The sequence below is a fragment of the Yoonia sp. JB2-21 genome (assembly GCF_055693545.1).
On the sequence record NZ_JBVFUC010000001.1, the window covers coordinates 628,364 to 643,600 of the forward strand.

The 15,237-nt window shown below is 57.2% G+C and carries 18 protein-coding genes and 1 tRNA gene; 10 read left to right on the forward strand and 9 right to left on the reverse strand.

Translation table 11 applies throughout. From position 1 onward, the window contains the following. Nucleotides 1-27: 27 nt before the first annotated feature. The 3 genes from ACZ1G5_RS03160 to ACZ1G5_RS03170 form a co-directional block, all read right to left on the reverse strand. A complete protein-coding gene (locus tag ACZ1G5_RS03160; RefSeq protein WP_472731471.1) occupies nt 28-603 on the reverse strand; it encodes a DUF4166 domain-containing protein in 576 nt (191 codons plus the stop codon). A 73-nt stretch (nt 604-676) separates the two neighbouring features. Next, a complete protein-coding gene (locus tag ACZ1G5_RS03165) occupies nt 677-1,609 on the reverse strand; it encodes an isopenicillin N synthase family dioxygenase (RefSeq protein WP_472731472.1) in 933 nt (310 codons plus the stop codon). Then, the gene (locus ACZ1G5_RS03170) at nt 1,609-2,493 is read right to left on the reverse strand and encodes an NAD-dependent epimerase/dehydratase family protein (protein WP_472731473.1); all 885 of its coding nucleotides are present in this window, start codon (nt 2,491-2,493) and stop codon (nt 1,609-1,611) included. The genes ACZ1G5_RS03165 and ACZ1G5_RS03170 overlap by 1 nt, the downstream gene beginning before the upstream one ends. 118 nt (nt 2,494-2,611) lie before the next feature. On the opposite strand from ACZ1G5_RS03170, the gene ACZ1G5_RS03175 reads away from it, so the two are divergent. Together ACZ1G5_RS03175 and parE are read left to right on the forward strand one after the other, a co-directional pair. Continuing rightward, nucleotides 2,612-3,895, forward strand: a complete 1,284-nt coding sequence (locus tag ACZ1G5_RS03175; protein ID WP_472731474.1) for an alpha/beta hydrolase family protein — start codon at nt 2,612-2,614, stop codon at nt 3,893-3,895. A 99-nt stretch (nt 3,896-3,994) separates the two neighbouring features. Continuing rightward, complete coding sequence (gene parE, locus ACZ1G5_RS03180) at nt 3,995-5,953, forward strand: DNA topoisomerase IV subunit B (RefSeq protein WP_472731475.1); 1,959 nt, start codon at nt 3,995-3,997, stop codon at nt 5,951-5,953. A 214-nt stretch (nt 5,954-6,167) separates the two neighbouring features. Here the strand turns inward: parE and ACZ1G5_RS03185 are convergent, their stop codons facing one another. Continuing rightward, nucleotides 6,168-6,362, reverse strand: coding sequence for a hypothetical protein (locus ACZ1G5_RS03185; RefSeq protein WP_472731476.1), 195 nt, complete (start codon nt 6,360-6,362; stop codon nt 6,168-6,170). Between the two features lie 387 nt (nt 6,363-6,749). On the opposite strand from ACZ1G5_RS03185, the gene ACZ1G5_RS03190 reads away from it, so the two are divergent. Next, the gene (locus tag ACZ1G5_RS03190; RefSeq protein WP_472731477.1) at nt 6,750-6,878 is read left to right on the forward strand and encodes a hypothetical protein; all 129 of its coding nucleotides are present in this window, start codon (nt 6,750-6,752) and stop codon (nt 6,876-6,878) included. 137 nt (nt 6,879-7,015) lie between these two features. Here ACZ1G5_RS03190 and ACZ1G5_RS03195 read toward each other — a convergent pair whose 3' ends face one another. The 4 genes from ACZ1G5_RS03195 to thyX all read right to left on the reverse strand — a co-directional run bounded on the left by ACZ1G5_RS03195 (nt 7,016) and on the right by thyX (nt 9,206). Beyond that, a complete protein-coding gene (locus ACZ1G5_RS03195) occupies nt 7,016-7,456 on the reverse strand; it encodes a hypothetical protein (protein ID WP_472731478.1) in 441 nt (146 codons plus the stop codon). Further along, nucleotides 7,453-7,974 carry a type II toxin-antitoxin system HicB family antitoxin gene (locus ACZ1G5_RS03200; RefSeq protein ID WP_472731479.1) on the reverse strand — a complete coding sequence of 174 codons (522 nt, stop codon included), beginning with the start codon at nt 7,972-7,974 and terminating at the stop codon, nt 7,453-7,455. Before ACZ1G5_RS03200 ends, ACZ1G5_RS03195 begins: the two co-directional genes overlap by 4 nt. Continuing rightward, nucleotides 7,971-8,216 (reverse strand): type II toxin-antitoxin system HicA family toxin, encoded by a 246-nt coding sequence (locus tag ACZ1G5_RS03205; protein ID WP_472731480.1) that lies wholly within the window; start codon nt 8,214-8,216, stop codon nt 7,971-7,973. The genes ACZ1G5_RS03200 and ACZ1G5_RS03205 overlap by 4 nt, the downstream gene beginning before the upstream one ends. 84 nt (nt 8,217-8,300) lie before the next feature. Further along, entirely contained in the window at nt 8,301-9,206 is a 906-nt protein-coding gene (thyX, locus tag ACZ1G5_RS03210) for an FAD-dependent thymidylate synthase (protein WP_472731481.1), read from the reverse strand. A 174-nt stretch (nt 9,207-9,380) separates the two neighbouring features. Here thyX and ACZ1G5_RS03215 point away from each other — a divergent pair, with 174 nt between their 5' ends. Further along, nucleotides 9,381-10,778: a hypothetical protein gene (locus ACZ1G5_RS03215; protein ID WP_472731482.1), complete on the forward strand. Its 1,398-nt coding sequence runs from the start codon at nt 9,381-9,383 to the stop codon at nt 10,776-10,778. Nucleotides 10,779-10,785: 7 nt separating this feature from the next. Here the strand turns inward: ACZ1G5_RS03215 and ACZ1G5_RS03220 are convergent. After that, nucleotides 10,786-10,860 (reverse strand) — tRNA-Thr (locus tag ACZ1G5_RS03220). Nucleotides 10,861-10,947: 87 nt separating this feature from the next. On the opposite strand from ACZ1G5_RS03220, the gene ACZ1G5_RS03225 reads away from it, so the two are divergent. The 6 genes from ACZ1G5_RS03225 to ACZ1G5_RS03250 all read left to right on the forward strand — a co-directional run bounded on the left by ACZ1G5_RS03225 (nt 10,948) and on the right by ACZ1G5_RS03250 (nt 15,236). Further along, nucleotides 10,948-11,097, forward strand: coding sequence for a hypothetical protein (locus ACZ1G5_RS03225; protein ID WP_472731483.1), 150 nt, complete (start codon nt 10,948-10,950; stop codon nt 11,095-11,097). A 6-nt stretch (nt 11,098-11,103) separates the two neighbouring features. Next, nucleotides 11,104-12,369 (forward strand): UDP-N-acetylglucosamine 1-carboxyvinyltransferase, encoded by a 1,266-nt coding sequence (gene murA / locus ACZ1G5_RS03230; protein WP_472731484.1) that lies wholly within the window; start codon nt 11,104-11,106, stop codon nt 12,367-12,369. Further along, nucleotides 12,366-12,845, forward strand: coding sequence for a DUF2948 family protein (locus ACZ1G5_RS03235; RefSeq protein WP_472731485.1), 480 nt, complete (start codon nt 12,366-12,368; stop codon nt 12,843-12,845). The genes murA and ACZ1G5_RS03235 overlap by 4 nt, the downstream gene beginning before the upstream one ends. 123 nt (nt 12,846-12,968) lie before the next feature. Further along, nucleotides 12,969-13,274 (forward strand): hypothetical protein, encoded by a 306-nt coding sequence (locus ACZ1G5_RS03240; RefSeq protein WP_472731486.1) that lies wholly within the window; start codon nt 12,969-12,971, stop codon nt 13,272-13,274. A 175-nt stretch (nt 13,275-13,449) separates the two neighbouring features. Further along, nucleotides 13,450-14,760 (forward strand): histidinol dehydrogenase, encoded by a 1,311-nt coding sequence (hisD, locus tag ACZ1G5_RS03245; protein ID WP_472731487.1) that lies wholly within the window; start codon nt 13,450-13,452, stop codon nt 14,758-14,760. Further along, a complete protein-coding gene (locus ACZ1G5_RS03250) occupies nt 14,757-15,236 on the forward strand; it encodes a UPF0262 family protein (RefSeq protein WP_472731488.1) in 480 nt (159 codons plus the stop codon). Before hisD ends, ACZ1G5_RS03250 begins: the two co-directional genes overlap by 4 nt. Nucleotide 15,237 lies beyond the last annotated feature (1 nt).

Below are 15,237 nucleotides of genomic sequence, written 5' to 3' on the forward strand. Positions count from 1 at the left end.
GGGCAATGCAGGTGACATCAGGTGCGACTATTCCCGCTCAAGCCAGCCCTGATAGTGCACCATCAATGCGCCGGTCAGCGGTGCTTTCAGGGCTACGTCAAAATGAAACCGCCCTGCCATTTCATATTCACGCGCAATACTGATCGGAAGCAGGCGGTTGGGCAATGGTATTGGCCCCAAGCGCCCCGACTGGACGGGAAAGTGCAGTTCGTGTTCCGATACGTGCAGCCCAAGGACAAAGGTGAAAGGACCAAAACGCTCGGTCATTTTGCCATCATTTATCTGTAGGAAAGACCGGAAACGTTTTGTCCCAAACTGTCGTTCCCAGCGTTCGCCCGCACCTTGCGGTGTGATTGTCACGGTTACATTTGTCGCTTGTGCGGCGGGCGGAAAACCAAACACCCCCGCAATCAGTCGTGCCCACAGTGATCGTCCCCGTGTCACTTTCGCCTGCCCGGACCAGCGCTGTGTGTCCAATGCACTGTGCAACTCACGCACCGCATCTGGCAAAGCCGCATATTCAGGACCAAGCGACCGTTCAAAAAGAGATAAGGAATTTGCAGGTGCCGTCATAGCAGGAATTCGGGGATTGGGATCGGGCATTGGGGTCGCTCTTCGTGACAACGGTTTAGTGAGTCCCTTTCACGCCTCACATCACCCACCATTGTGTCGCAGGTCATACACCGGTGGCCCTGAACTTTTCCATCAGGTAGGGGCCAGATTGCACCGGTGGATAGCTATCAGAGCCATCCAAAGGTACGATTTCCGCATCCCAATTGGGCTGATGAAAAAACGCCAGCGACTGGCGCGCTGGCTGACCCGGTATTGCCACCACACGGTGCAGCGTACTGACCCAACGATCCGCCGTCCAACGGGCCATCAGATCGCCGATATTGATCACAAACGCATTGTCTGGCGCGGGCACATCAACCCATTTTCCCGCCTGTTGCACCTGAAGTCCACTGCTTCCCGGTTGCGGAAACAGGATCGTCAGCGATCCATAGTCAGTGTGGGCCCCGGCACGTTGCTGCTTGGCCAATGGCACATCCACAGTCGCCGGGTAATGCAAGGCCCGCAAGGCTGAGATGGGATGTGAGATCAGCCTATCAAAATGGTCCGCGGGCAATTGCAGCGCCGCAGCAAAGGCACGCATGATCCGAACAGCGAGGTCCTCCATCGCGACATAGTAGGCCTCCCATGCAGCCCGGAACTCGGGCAAGTCCGGCCAAAGCGTGGGTTGATAGCAAAAGTCCAACGCCTCCGCTTGCGCATCGGCAGGCACGTGCAATGGCCCTCCGTTAAAGCTCTCTTTCAGGTCCGGTGGCGTCTGCTCACCTTTGGATCGTGCAAGGGCCTCTGCGTCTGGACCGAGATAGCCGTAAGGATAGCCCTGAAAGGGCGGCGAAACGGCTTGTTTGGCCACCAGAGATTGCGCAAAGAAAGCCTGCGCCGCCTGCCAAACGGCTCCCGTAACCTCTGGCGCAACACCATGACCTTCCAGCACCAGAAACCCTGTCTGGCCGCAGGTGTCATCAAGCGCCTGCGCCATATCGCGGCGCAGCCGATCTGGCGCGGCCTCAAAGGCGGCAAGGTCAAAGCGGGCGAACATTAACCCAGAACCTTGCGCCAAGAGTGTTGGGGCGCGAAACCGACCATCTGCTTGGCCTTGTCGTTGGCATAAAACGTTTCATCCGGGCGCATGGCACGCTTGACCGGCACGCCTTCGTAGAATTGCGCGATGACTTCATCGGACGTGATGCCCACGGACATATCATCGTTGGCCACATTGAAGACCTGATACCCCAAGCCATCCGTCTTAAGACAGCAATCCACCATATGTCCCAGATCCCGGGCATCAATATAGGCAAAGATGTTGCGACGGCGCGTTGCAGGGTCTTGCATGAATGCCGGGAAATTCTTTTCATATTCATGTGGTTCAATCACGTTATTAATGCGCAATGCATAGATATCCGCCCCACAGCGGGCTTGAAAGGACCGCCCTGTCGCTTCGTTACACACCTTGGACATGGCATAGCTGTCATGCGGTACAGTGGGATGCTCTTCGTCAATCGGGACATAATCCGGCTTGATCTCACCGTCAGCAAAACACACCGCGTATGTCGTCTCGGAGCTGGCAAAGATCACCTTGGGAATACCCAGCTTCACCGCCGCCTCAATTACGTTGTAAGTGCTCAGCGTGTTCTGGCGAAAACACTCGCCATCGGTGCCGATCATCACGCGGGGCACGGCGGCGAAATGCACAACGGCGTCATAGCGCGGTACGCCTGTCCCTGCGTCCAATTCATGGAAATCCGTGAACTGTGACATCGCACCAATCACCTGACCCGCGTCGCAAAGGTCGATCAACAACTCTGATACATCAAGACCGGATGGCACCCGGTCGGCGTTCACGACATGGTGGCCCTGCCCTTGCAGATAGGTAATCGCGTGCCTGCCAGCCTTGCCGCTGCCACCGGTAAAAAATACGCGCATGTCGTTCCTCCTGTCGTGCAAGAATAATCCGCTCAAATATGACTGCAATGTCTATTCATTCTGCCCCTTGACCTATAGGTTAGCGACGGAATTCACCAACCCCGAAAAGGAGCGCACAATGCGCACGATAACCGCCGCCCTTGGTATTTTGGCCGCGACTGCTGCCCAAGCTGAGAACAGAATTGACGTGGTGCGCCCGGACGCGCCCGCATTGGCGGCCTTTGGTGATCAAAAGATTGGTGTGACTACGATGACCTTCACCAATCCGGACCAAATTGACGTGGTCAACACCGGCGAAACTGGTGCACCACCACGCTATGACCGCGAAATCACAGTGGAACTTTGGTACCCTGCGACCGATGACACAGAACCCGGCGGCACCTACACTGCCCTCATTCGAGACGGGGTGACCGAAGCCACATTGCTGGGACAAGCGGCCCGCGATGCTGCCCCCGATACATCCGGCACGTTTCCACTTGTCATCATATCGCATGGCTATCCTGGCAACCGGTTCTTGCTGTCGCCCTTGGCTGAAAACCTCGCCTCCAAGGGGTACGTCGTGGCCTCGATAGACCACCCTGACAGCACCTATGACGATCAAACCGCTTTTGGCTCGACCCTCGTGAACCGCCCATGGGACCAGCGGTTCGTGATTGACAGCGTCACGAGCCTTGAGGGTGATCTGGGGCAGATCATTCAGAACAACAATGTCGCGATTGTCGGCTATTCGATGGGGGGCTATGGCGCGCTAATCTATGCAGGCGCAGGCGTCACCTTGTTGAGTACCACTTACGAATGGGGTGCGCCGCAGGGGCTGCTTGAGCGTAATTTGATAGGCACTGAGAGCCACGCCGCGCTCGAAGATGACCGGGTCAAAGCCATTGTCGCTTTCGGCCCATGGGGCAACAACACCGGCTTTTGGGATGCCGAAAGCTGGGCAGGCGTGGACAAGCCACTGATGCTGATCGCGGGCGAGATTGACGATGTCTCGCAGTACTCAGCCATGCGTGCGATCTTTGACGAGACCGTCAACACGACGCGGCACCTGTTGACCTTTGCTCAAGCCAACCACAACGCGGGCGCGCCCATGCCGGCCCCCGCCGAAAGCTATGCGGTCTCCGAAGAGTTGGGGTACGCCCCTTTCGATCACTACGCGGATGCGGTTTGGGACAACGTGCGCATGAACAATATTAGCCAGCACTTTGTGACGGGCTATTTGGATATGCACCTGAAGGGCGACAGCGACAAGGCGCCGTACTTTGACCTCACGCCACTCGCCACCGATGGGCTTTGGTCGGTCGACGACGATGGTCTGGAAACCCCCGAGCACAGCTATTGGACGGGCTTCCCGAACCGGACGGCCGCAGGGCTGCGGTTTGAAACGAAAGAGGTCGGGGAATAGCGCAAAACGCCCGCTTTGCAATGTGATCGGCCCCTTTCATGATTGCCCCGCGCCGACCTGCCTGCCATTATGCTTCAAAGCAAAGAAATGAGCAGTATCATGGCCAACGATCTTTTGTCCGGGGCCGCCCCCGACGACTATAACGCCGACAGCATCGAAGTGCTGGAGGGGCTGGAGCCTGTCCGCAAGCGCCCCGGCATGTACATCGGCGGCACCGATGAGCGGGCCCTGCATCACCTTGTGGCAGAGGTTCTCGACAACTCGATGGATGAAGCGGTGGCAGGCCACGCCAACCGGATCGAGGTGGAGTTGCTTGCCGACTATTCCGTCATGATCAAGGACAACGGGCGCGGTATCCCGATCGACCCGCACCCCAAGTTTCCTGACAAATCCGCGTTAGAAGTAATCCTTTGCACCCTGCACGCTGGCGGTAAATTCTCTGGCAAAGCGTATCAAACCTCTGGCGGCCTGCATGGTGTGGGCGCATCCGTGGTCAACGCGTTGTCCGACAGCCTTGTGGTTCAGGTTGCGCGCAATAAGGAAATCTATGAACAACGCTTTTCACGCGGCATTCCCCTTGGACCGGTCGAAAAGGTCGGCAGCGCGCCAAACCGGCGTGGGACCACGTTCACCTTTCATGCGGACCCTGAAATCTTTGGCTCGCACCGTTTCAAACCCGCGCGGCTTTTCAAGTCCATCCGCTCCAAGGCCTACCTGTTTTCCGGCGTCGAAATCCGCTGGAAATCAGAGATCGATGATGGTGAAACGCCGACCGAAGCCACCTTTCATTTCCCCGGCGGTTTGTCTGACTACCTTAAGGAAACGCTGGGCACGGCCACCACATATGCCGACAAACCCTTCGCAGGCACCGTCGATTTTCAGGAAAAGTTCGGCGAACCCGGCAAGGTCGAATGGGCGATCAACTGGACGCCTGTGCGGGACGGTTTTTTGCAGTCCTATTGTAACACGGTGCCGACACCCGAAGGGGGCACGCATGTCAGTGGATTTTGGGCGGCGATCCTGAAGGGTATCAAGGCCTATGGCGAACTGTCGGGCAACAAAAAGGCCGGGCAAATCACCCGCGATGATCTGATGTCGGGGGGCTGTGCGCTGGTGTCGTGCTTTATCCGCGACCCTGCTTTTGTTGGGCAAACGAAGGATCGGCTCTCGACCGAAGCTGCGGCAAAGATGACCGAAGGGGCTGTGCGGGATCACTTTGACAACTGGTTGGCCAATGACACCAAATCGGCCGGTGCGATCCTTGATTTTCTGGTGCTCCGCGCCGAGGAACGGATGCGCCGCAAACAGGAAAAAGAAACCGCGCGCAAGTCCGCGACCAAGAAACTGCGTCTGCCGGGGAAACTGACGGATTGCACATCAAAGGACCGTGTCGGAACCGAGCTTTTCATCGTTGAGGGCGACAGCGCGGGTGGGTCTGGCAAGGGCGCGCGGGACCGTAAGACACAAGCGCTTCTGCCGCTAAAAGGTAAGATTCTCAACGTGTTAGGGGCGGCTTCATCGAAGCTGTCGACCAATGCTGAAATTAACGATCTGTGCGAAGCCTTAGGCGTTGGCATGGGCACGCGGTTTAACGTCGATGATCTGCGCTATGACAAGATCATCATCATGACCGACGCGGATGTGGACGGGGCGCATATTGCGTCGCTGTTGATGACCTTTTTCTTTACGCAGATGCGGCCGCTGATTGACCAAGGGCACCTCTATCTGGCCTGCCCGCCGCTTTACCGGCTGACGCAGGGGGCCAAGCGGGTCTATGTGGCGGATGATGCAGAGAAAGACGCAGTCATGGCCAAGGGTCTGGGCGGAAAGGGAAAAATCGACGTCCAGCGCTTTAAGGGCCTGGGCGAGATGGACGCCAAGGACCTGAAAGAAACGACAATGGACCCCGCAACCCGCAAGCTGATCCGCGTGACTGTCCACGATGACGTACCGGGGGATACGGCGGATCTGGTCGAACGTCTGATGGGCAAAAAGCCGGAATTGCGCTTCCAGTATATTCAGGAAAACGCAAAGTTCGTCGAAGAGCTGGATGTGTAACAGCCGGGCCTGATGTGCGGCTGACGCAACGTGCGGTCGGGGGGTGCGGGCTGTTTTCGCACTGCCCGCCACAGTGCCATTAACAATCAGGAAAATATGGGGTTTGGGCCTGTCTGTATGCCGTACAGAAGGCGTACAGATGCTGTATGTACAGATGTACATCAGGCCGCCGGTTAACGCAGCGTGCGGGACAGAATGCTAAGGTTTGGTTAATTTAGGCCCGTGCGACGACCTGCGCGCGACGGGCCTTGATCACCTGTTGCACGAACGGGGTTGCGATGCGGGGGTCACGGCGGCGGATGCCACGGCGGTCTGCCTCGCTGGTCAGGCGGTCAACCAGATCGGATGGGATATCGGCAAAGCGCGTGGTGTCACGACGGGTGACAGATGTGTTGTCAATCGTGTGCATTGGCTCAAGACCTCCCTGTGGTTGTGCAGATGGGGCGCTGATAGCGCAAACGGCGCATGTCTGGCGAGGGGAACCCTACGTCAGTTTTCCCCCAGTGACGTAGGGTCAGGCGGGGACCGACCCGGATGGTTGAGGGGGTGCCGCGCAGAGATGAGGGGCGACATGAGGGCAGCGCCCGGACCTCGGGGGTGAAGGCCGTCTTGCAAACGATCCAGTGGATTGTTTGAGGCCTGAACGGGCGGAGCCCCGGGGCCCATTCAATCTGCGCACAACACAAGGGCCGCGCCCGGACCTCGGGGTGGGCGCACTGACATCTGTGATATGGGCCGGGTGCTGCATCACTTGTGAGGGTCTTGTGGATGGCGACGTTGCAAAAGCGCCCTCCCCATGGGGGAGGTCCGGGCGCTGCCCGGCGATGCCGGGCGGGGGCGGTGGTTGGATCAACCCGGTGAAGCATGGGTTGGTGGCGGATGTCCGCGATTGGCCGTATTCGTCGTGGCATCGGGATTGTGGTGACGTAGGGCGGGGGTGAGCGCCGTTTTGGAAACGGTGCAGTGGACCATTTCAGGCGCGGACGGACGGAGCCCCCACGTCACCCGCCAATCCAATGGGTGATGTGAGGTGTTGGGGTGTGCGTCGGGGCGAGCCCCGAGCTACGTTTTGCTGTTTTCAGGGAAATAGAACTCTGTTGCAGATATCCATTCATCGGTTCCTTGAGGGCGAACTTGCAACACGTACTCACCAGGGCCTGGAGCTTCTAAAGCATAGTTATTGCTCACCATTATGACTAGTATCTGCGCATCTTCGAAATCTATGCCCTGATTGTCTTCTTCAAATGCTGTTCGGCTTGCAAGATCAAACCGCGTTGAGATTAGTGACGCTTCGAGTTCGCTGCTCCATAGACGCAACTCGACAACTTCCACATTCTGAGCGATGGCTTCAACGTAAAGTCCTAGTCGGTCGATAGTTGAGCCCTCAGCGTCAATTTTCGGTCCGATTAGCTTCGCACCTATGATCGAAGAGGTTCCGCCGGTCTCACGTCTAACTTCATCACAAATGATCGCAGATCTGAATTCAATCGTACCCTTTGTCACTGAAGTACAAGCTTCTTTTGTGGACAAACAACAGACCAAGTATCGTGCGATGCAATGGATGATAATTCCATCTCACCGCTAGGCAAATTGGCGTCCAGCATCATGCTGACATTGCGATGAAGGCGTTCGTGCAAAATTGTGTTCGTCATTGTCCAGTTTTGGTGAGCATTGATGATTGGAGCCATTTCTACCCGAGAATGGCAAGATAAGACGCGAACAACGTATTCGTTTAGAGTACAGTCAGCTTTCTTTGCTGAGAACGCCAAGTCACGATGGAGAACCGCGGGTACACGGACATTGAAGACACCTTTATAGGGCTCATCGGGCTGCTTACCGTCATCAATGCAGTCTTGCAAATAGTTGTCTACGGCAGACTCAAATGCCTTCTTAAGTTCTGGAATTGTCTCGGCTTCGTAAGTAACAAGATCTCTTATGTGGAGCAACTTCCCGAACACGACACCATCTTCCACAGAGACCTCCGCAGAACCGATATACTTTTTATATTTCAGCAAAGTCATATAAGACCCTCGCTTTCCAGTTGATCGTACACGTATTTGACTACGTAGAGCTTCACTATGTTTCCGGGATGAGGTTTATGTAAGATGATCGTTGCACGCCCATTGCAGACGAATTTTTTCCTAGAACCCTTACCATCTCGCTCCTCATATCCAAAATCTGCTAGCAAACGAGCTAACTCATTCCACTCGAAATTTTTTGGACGAGACTTAAACCGCTCCAGCAGCTTCTGACGCTTTGTCATCCCGACTCACTTGTAACTAGATTTAGTTACTGAAGAAAGAATGGCAATAACGCAACGAAAATGTGTTCTTAAGTTAGTAAGCAACTACCCAATAATCCCTTCAAACTCCCGCCATTCGCCCTTGGACATGCCCGAGGTCTCTTGCGTCACCTCTTCACCTTTAAGCATACGTCTTACGCAGTCAATCGCCTTAGACGAGAGTGTGGCGCCGCCCATGCGGTAGTCTTCGAAAGCCCCGTAGGCTGCGGGCACCCAGTCGGCGACGACTTTGCAGATCTCATCCGCATAGACCCGGATTTCATATTGCGCGTGGCTGTCCGCCCGCAGTCGCAGGAAGTGGAAGAGGTTGTGCAGGTCCACCTTCCAGTACCATTGCGTATAGATGTTGGCGGGCAGGTTCATCCGCGCCAGTTCGCGGGCGAGGCCTTGTTGGCCGTCGTCGCTGATCATCTCGGCGTAGTGGTCATAGCAGCGGGCGGCGTCGCCTTTGAGGTATTCCAGCACGCGGGCCGCTTCATCACCAGTCAGTGCCTCACCCCGCCCCTGATTGTTGATCACCGATTGCGCGGCAAGTTTGTCGGGTTCGGGGATGTAGAATTCGCGGTCGAGGATTGAATAACGCGCGGAGTATTCGTTGACGTTCGCCGTGCGGTGCCGGATCCATTGGCGGGCGACAAAGACGGGCAGTTTGACGTGCAGTTTGATCTCGCACATCTCGAACGGTGTCGAGTGCCAGTGACGCATCAGGTAGCGGATCAGCCCTTCGTCGTTTTGCACCGATTTGGTGCCTTTGCCGTAGGACACGCGCGCCGCCTGACAGATCGCCGCGTCGTCGCCCATATAGTCGATGACCCGGATGAACCCGTGGTCCAGCACGTCATAGGCTTTGTACAGGTGCCCCTCCATCCCTTCAGCCACCGCCCGCAAGGTGGGCTTGGGGTTGGCGCGCAGTTCGTCGATTTCGGCCTGTTGGTCTGGGGTGATGGGCATCTGGCGTCTCCGGGTCTATCGGTTGAGTCGCGCCACTATAGAAAATGGGGGGCCATGGTGAAACAACATATAGTGGTTGAGCCGACGATTATATCAATAGATGTGAGTTGACATGGACCAAAGCGGCAGAGAGTTTGCCCCTTGCGCGCACATCGGTTCAGCGGAAGGTCCAACATGTTCAACAGAAAGATCATCGCGATCCTTGTGATGCTTTGCGGGTCCGCTGCGCCAGCGCAGGATCAGGTCACGGTGCCGATTGCGCAGGCCAGTGGCGTTGCGGCACAGGCTTTGCGTGGCGGTGATCCGGCGTTGGCCTTGCAAATCGCCGAGGCCGTTTTGGCAGAGCGGCCCGATGATCGCATCGCGTTGATTGTTGTTGCCGCGGCCGCGCCGCAGCTGGGTGATCCGGCGAAGGGCCGTCGCGCAGGGGCGCGGGCTTGGTCTGTGTCCCAGTCAGATGCCCAGAAATACGAGGCCGCCCGCCTGACCGCATTGGCCGCCGCCAATGAAGAACGCTTTACCCTCTCCACGTTCTGGCTGCGTCGTGCGTTGACCGTCGTCCCGAATGAGGAAGAACGTGCCCGCACCCTGCGTGACGGGCGGATCGTCAGCCAGCGCAATCCGCTGGCGTTTCAGATTTCGGGATCACTGGCCCCCTCCAGCAACGTCAATGGCGGTGCGGATGCGCAGTCTGACGCGGTTGTCGACACGATATTTGGCCCAACCCGCGAAACATTCTCCGAAGACTCGCTGGCCTTGCGCGGCTGGCGCGGTTCTTTGAGCTTTGGCGCACAATATCGTTTTCAAGAGAACCAAGAGAGCCGCACAACGGCCGGTTTGCGATATCAGCTTGGTCGCGCATGGATCACAGAGGATACCAATGTCCCCGACGAGTCGCTTGATACCGCCTATTACGAACTTTCGCTGAACCATAGTCGCGCGTTGGAGAATGGCACCATCACCTTCCTTGCGTCACGCGGGCTCTTTGAGTTTCGTGATTTGGACCTTGCCGCAGGCACAACCGACTATGACAAATATGACATCTCTCGCCTCGGCATCGAGCGGCGTTTTGCTCTGAACGAACGAACCCTCCTGTCGATGACAGCGCAGCGCGAGTGGCTGGAATACCTTGAACCGGGCATTGGCGCCGTTGATCGCGTCAATGTATCCGCTGGTGTGACCCACCAACTTAGCAACGGTGACCGCGTTGGGCTGACGCTTTCGGTGACCGACAGCGAGGGCCGCGACAACAGCAACTATACTTCGCGGGATCAAACGCTGAGCTATAGCTATAGCTATAGCTTGGCGCAACCGCTTGGTCCCATCACCCTGTCCACCGGCCTTGGCGTGAAATGGAGCGACTACCCCAACTACCGCGTCGGTTTTTCAGTTCTTGAGGGGGGCCGACAGGACAAGACCGTATTTTCAAACATCAATATCGGCTTTCCAGATATCTCTTATGCGGGCTTTACGCCCGGTCTGCGGTTTGATGCCTCAAAGGCGGATAGCAACTCAAGCCGCTTTGATCGCACAACGGTCTCGACCAGCCTGACCATCAGTTCGCAGTTCTAGGAATGGATGGTGCTGTGAGGGAGGATTGAACTCCCGACCTCACCCTTACCAAGGGTGTGCTCTACCACTGAGCTACCACAGCATCCGGTGAGGGGCGGATTAGACCCAATTGTGCTTTGGTGCAAGCCCTCTCTGGACGCTTTTTGCGCCTATTGATATGACCGCGCTCATGAGCGACAAAGATGCCAAGAGCAAAACAGACAAGACCGCCAAAACCCGCGAAGATCGGTTGAAGGCGGCACTTAAGGCCAATATGGCCAAACGCAAGGCGCAGGCGCGCGCGCGCGGCACAGGCGCCCAAAAAGAAAAGAAAGAGTAGGCAGGCATGGATTCTATTGTGGTCACGGGTGGCACCCCGCTGAATGGTCAAATTGCGATTGCGGGGGCAAAGAATGCCGCCCTGACGTTGATGCCCGCGACGCTGTTGTCGGAAGAGCCTTTGACCCTGACCAATGCCCCCCGCCTGTCGGATATCAAGACGATGACGGCGCTGTTGCAGTCTTTGGGTGTCGAGGTGACCTCAATGCAGGATGGCAAGGTGCAGGTCCTGTCGTCCCATGCCATGACATCGACCACCGCTGATTATGAAATCGTGCGCAAGATGCGCGCCTCGAACCTTGTGCTGGGCCCCCTGCTGGCCCGCCACCATCAGGCTGTTGTGTCTTTGCCCGGCGGCTGTGCCATTGGGGCCCGCCCGATGGATATTCACGTCACAGCGCTTGAGGCGATGGGCGCTGAGATTGAGTTGAAAGACGGCTATCTGCACGCCAAAGCCCCCGGTGGGTTGAAAGGCGCGAAGGTGCCGCTGCGGTTTGCCTCTGTCGGGGCGACTGAGAATGTGTTGATGGCCGCGACCTTGGCCAAGGGCACCACTGTGATTGAGAATGCCGCACGCGAGCCTGAGATCGTTGATTTGGCCAAATGCCTGCGCAGCATGGGCGCGCAGATTGACGGCGACGGCACCAGCGAGATCACTATTCAAGGCGTTGACCGCCTAGGCGCTGCGACCCACCCTGTTGTCACCGACCGGATTGAATTGGGCACCTATATGCTGGCCCCTGTCTTTGCCGGCGGTGAGGTTGAATGCTTGGGTGGTCGTCTGGATCTGGTCGGATCATTTGTTGAAAAACTGGATGCCGCTGGCGTGGATGTGACCGAAACCCCGGATGGTTTGAAAGTCAAACGCCGCACTGACCGCGCCAAGGCAGTTGATGTCACCACAGAGGTCTTTCCCGGCTTCCCCACCGATTTGCAGGCCCAGATGATGGCAATGCTGTGCACGGCTCAGGGCACATCGGTGCTGGAAGAGAAGATTTTCGAAAACCGCTTTATGCATGCCCCTGAATTGATCCGGATGGGGGCTGATATCGAGGTGCAGGGCGGTATCGCGACTGTGCATGGTGTCGACCGCCTGAAAGGTGCGCCTGTGATGGCGACCGATCTGCGCGCCTCTGTCTCGCTGATCCTTGCCGGTCTGGCCGCCGAGGGCGAAACCACCGTCAGCCGCATTTACCACCTTGACCGTGGTTATGAGCATATCGAGGAAAAGCTGGGCGGTGTGGGTGCCAAGATTGAGCGGGTGTCCGCATGACCGAAGACGCGACATTTGAAGACGGACGCGAGGCCCCTTTGCGCCTGAAAGCGCTGGATGCCGAGGATTTGGCGGTGATGGCTGCCTTGGTGCAGGATGCGGTGTTTCCCGCGGCAGAGATGCGCTGGGACCGCAAGGCGCGTCGCTTTGCCATTCTGCTGAACCGCTTTCGCTGGGAAGATGCGCCCAAGGCGCAGGCCCGCAAGCGCAGTTTTGAGCGTGTGCAGGCCGTGCTGGCGGTTGAGGACGTAATGAAGGTTCAAAGCCAAGGCGTGGATAAATCCGACCCTGATATGGTGTTTTCACTGCTGGCGATCGGATTCACCCCCGGCAATGATGGTGCAGGCCGATTGGAGTTGACGCTCGCAGGTGACGGCGTGATCGCGCTGGAGGTTGAGGCGTTGGAGGTCATCTTGCAGGATGTGACGCGGCCCTATGTGGCGCCATCGGGGAATGCCCCATCGCATCCGGAATAGGACTGTAAGAAACGCGCTTAAACCTGGTGGAAGCGCTGGCGGGGGGGGTAACGTCAGACATGCGGACAAAGCTGCCATTCATTCCCAGTACCTTCGCGTCTGCTTAGGTGCTAACGTCATGCGATGATCAAGTTAAAAACGCTTCAGATAGCAATGGCGACCGTTCTTCTAACAGGTTGCTCATCAATTCCTGAAATGACATCGCAAGATGGCTCAACGTTTGCTCTTAAACGCAATGTCATTTCCTACGCTGCGACCGAAGGCCCGGCAACTAGCTGTGAATTTACAGAAGCTTCCAAGCTTTGGATCTGCGAAGACGGCACCGCGTCGACGTTGGTCACAGCAAGGTTACCTTTCTCGTTCCAAGGAGTTTTGTTTGTGGAATTCGATGGCAAAACTTTCACTAATCCCACTCTGCTAGGTAATTAATTACCTAGCATATTTGCTTCAAAACCGACATTCAGTTGCATCGCAGCATTCGGTAAGATTGGGCTCAAACCAGCCCTTCGCAGCCAATCCGCACGGCCATCTCGTTTGTACTTCACCTCTCCATTGATGCCCCGCTCTCACCCCGCTATGTCGTGGTCTCGCAAGGAGTGATGTGATGCCACAGTTTCTATCCACAACTGACGCCGATTTTGAGGCCCGTTTTACCGCCCTTTTGGGTGCAAAGCGCGAGGATAGCCCGGATGTGGATCATGTCGTGGCCGAGATTATTGCCGATGTGCGGGCGCGGGGCGATGCGGCTGTGTTGGACCTGACCGCCAAGTTTGACCGGTTGGAGCTGACGGCCGAAACCATGCGCTTCAGTGAGGCTGAGATCGCGGCGGAATGCGCCAAAGTGTCGGATGCGGACCGTGCGGCGCTTGAATTGGCGGCGGAACGTATCCGTGCCTATCACGCGCGCCAGATGCCTGATGACGCGTCGTGGACGGATGAGGCGGGTGCCACCCTGGGGTGGCGGTGGACACCTGTGTCGGCAGCGGGGCTTTATGTGCCGGGTGGTCTGGCCTCTTATCCTTCGTCCGTCTTGATGAATGCGATCCCGGCGAAGGTCGCGGGCGTTGGCCGCCTTGCGATTGTTGTGCCCACGCCGAATGGCGTGACCAACCCTCTGGTGTTGATGGCCGCCAAAATCGCGGGTGTGGATGAGATTTATCGCATTGGCGGCGCGCAGGCGATTGCGGCCCTTGCCTATGGCACGCAAACGATTGCGCCAGTGGATAAAATCACGGGGCCGGGCAACGCCTTTGTTGCCGCAGCCAAGCGCCGGGTCTTTGGCAAGGTGGGCATTGATATGATTGCAGGCCCGTCCGAGATTTTGGTGATTGCGGATCGCGACAATGATCCGGATTGGATCGCGCTTGATCTGCTCTCCCAAGCGGAACATGACGAAAGCGCGCAGTCGCTTTTAATTACTGATGATGCGGGCTTTGGTCAGGCCGTCGCGGATGCCGTCGCCAAACGGCTTGAAACACTGGAACGCCGCGCCATTGCGGGCGCCAGCTGGCGTGACTTTGGGGCGGTGATCACCGTGAAGGACTTCGATGAGGCTGTTGCCCTGTCCGACCGTATCGCGCCAGAGCACCTGGAACTTTGCACCGCAGATGCAGACGCCCTGTCTGACAAGATCACCCATGCCGGTGCGATCTTCATTGGGGGTTGGACACCCGAGGCGATTGGTGACTACATTGGCGGTCCGAACCATGTTCTGCCCACCGCAAGGTCGGCGCGTTTTTCCAGTGGGTTATCCGTGATGGACTTTATCAAACGCACCACCCTGTCGCGTATGACACCCGAGGCGCTGGCCGCCATCGGCCCGTCTGCCGAACGGCTGGCCATTTCCGAAAGCCTTGAGGCGCATGGCCTGTCCGTGCGCGCCCGTCTGGACCGTTTGAATCGGGGCGCGCCATGAGCAAGATCATCCATATCGAGATTGACGACCGCAACTTGCCGCCCCCCACCCCTGAGATTGATCAGGAACGCAAAGTGGCGATGTTTGATTTGTTGGAAGACAACAGTTTCACCATGCCTGCACGTGACGGGCGCGAGGTGCCTGCGGGCCCCTATAAGCTGAACCTGTCGATCAAGGAACGCCGTCTGGTGTTTGATCTGAAACAGGAAGATGACAATCCGGCGGGGGAGTTTCATCTGTCCTTGGGTCCATTCCGGCAGGTGGTGAAGGATTATTTTCAGATCTGCGAAAGCTATTTCGACGCGGTCAAGACTCTGCCCCCCAGCCAGATCGAGACGATTGATATGGCCCGTCGCGGTATCCACAATGAAGGTGCGCGGGTGTTGCAGGAACGACTGGAGGGCAAGGCTGACGTCGATATTGATACGGCCCGCCGCCTGTTCACGCTGATCTGCGTCTTGCACTTCGGGGGCTGAT

Bases quoted from the DNA above. Each gene is read 5' to 3' on its own strand.
- ACZ1G5_RS03225 (WP_472731483.1), top strand. From the start codon at position 10,948: ATGAGCGACAAAGATGCCAAGAGCAAAACAGACAAGACCGCCAAAACC.
- ACZ1G5_RS03250 (WP_472731488.1), top strand. From the start codon at position 14,757: ATGAGCAAGATCATCCATATCGAGATTGACGACCGCAACTTGCCGCCC.
- ACZ1G5_RS03165 (WP_472731472.1), bottom strand. From the start codon at position 1,609: ATGTTCGCCCGCTTTGACCTTGCCGCCTTTGAGGCCGCGCCAGATCGG.
- thyX (WP_472731481.1), bottom strand. From the start codon at position 9,206: ATGCCCATCACCCCAGACCAACAGGCCGAAATCGACGAACTGCGCGCC.
- ACZ1G5_RS03170 (WP_472731473.1), bottom strand. From the start codon at position 2,493: ATGCGCGTATTTTTTACCGGTGGCAGCGGCAAGGCTGGCAGGCACGCG.
- ACZ1G5_RS03240 (WP_472731486.1), top strand. From the start codon at position 12,969: ATGATCAAGTTAAAAACGCTTCAGATAGCAATGGCGACCGTTCTTCTA.
- parE (WP_472731475.1), top strand. From the start codon at position 3,995: ATGGCCAACGATCTTTTGTCCGGGGCCGCCCCCGACGACTATAACGCC.
- murA (WP_472731484.1), top strand. From the start codon at position 11,104: ATGGATTCTATTGTGGTCACGGGTGGCACCCCGCTGAATGGTCAAATT.
- ACZ1G5_RS03200 (WP_472731479.1), bottom strand. From the start codon at position 7,974: ATGACTTTGCTGAAATATAAAAAGTATATCGGTTCTGCGGAGGTCTCT.
- ACZ1G5_RS03215 (WP_472731482.1), top strand. From the start codon at position 9,381: ATGTTCAACAGAAAGATCATCGCGATCCTTGTGATGCTTTGCGGGTCC.
- ACZ1G5_RS03160 (WP_472731471.1), bottom strand. From the start codon at position 603: ATGCCCGATCCCAATCCCCGAATTCCTGCTATGACGGCACCTGCAAAT.
- ACZ1G5_RS03205 (WP_472731480.1), bottom strand. From the start codon at position 8,216: ATGACAAAGCGTCAGAAGCTGCTGGAGCGGTTTAAGTCTCGTCCAAAA.
- ACZ1G5_RS03190 (WP_472731477.1), top strand. From the start codon at position 6,750: ATGGGGGAGGTCCGGGCGCTGCCCGGCGATGCCGGGCGGGGGCGGTGG.
- ACZ1G5_RS03185 (WP_472731476.1), bottom strand. From the start codon at position 6,362: ATGCACACGATTGACAACACATCTGTCACCCGTCGTGACACCACGCGC.
- ACZ1G5_RS03235 (WP_472731485.1), top strand. From the start codon at position 12,366: ATGACCGAAGACGCGACATTTGAAGACGGACGCGAGGCCCCTTTGCGC.
- hisD (WP_472731487.1), top strand. From the start codon at position 13,450: ATGCCACAGTTTCTATCCACAACTGACGCCGATTTTGAGGCCCGTTTT.
- ACZ1G5_RS03175 (WP_472731474.1), top strand. From the start codon at position 2,612: ATGCGCACGATAACCGCCGCCCTTGGTATTTTGGCCGCGACTGCTGCC.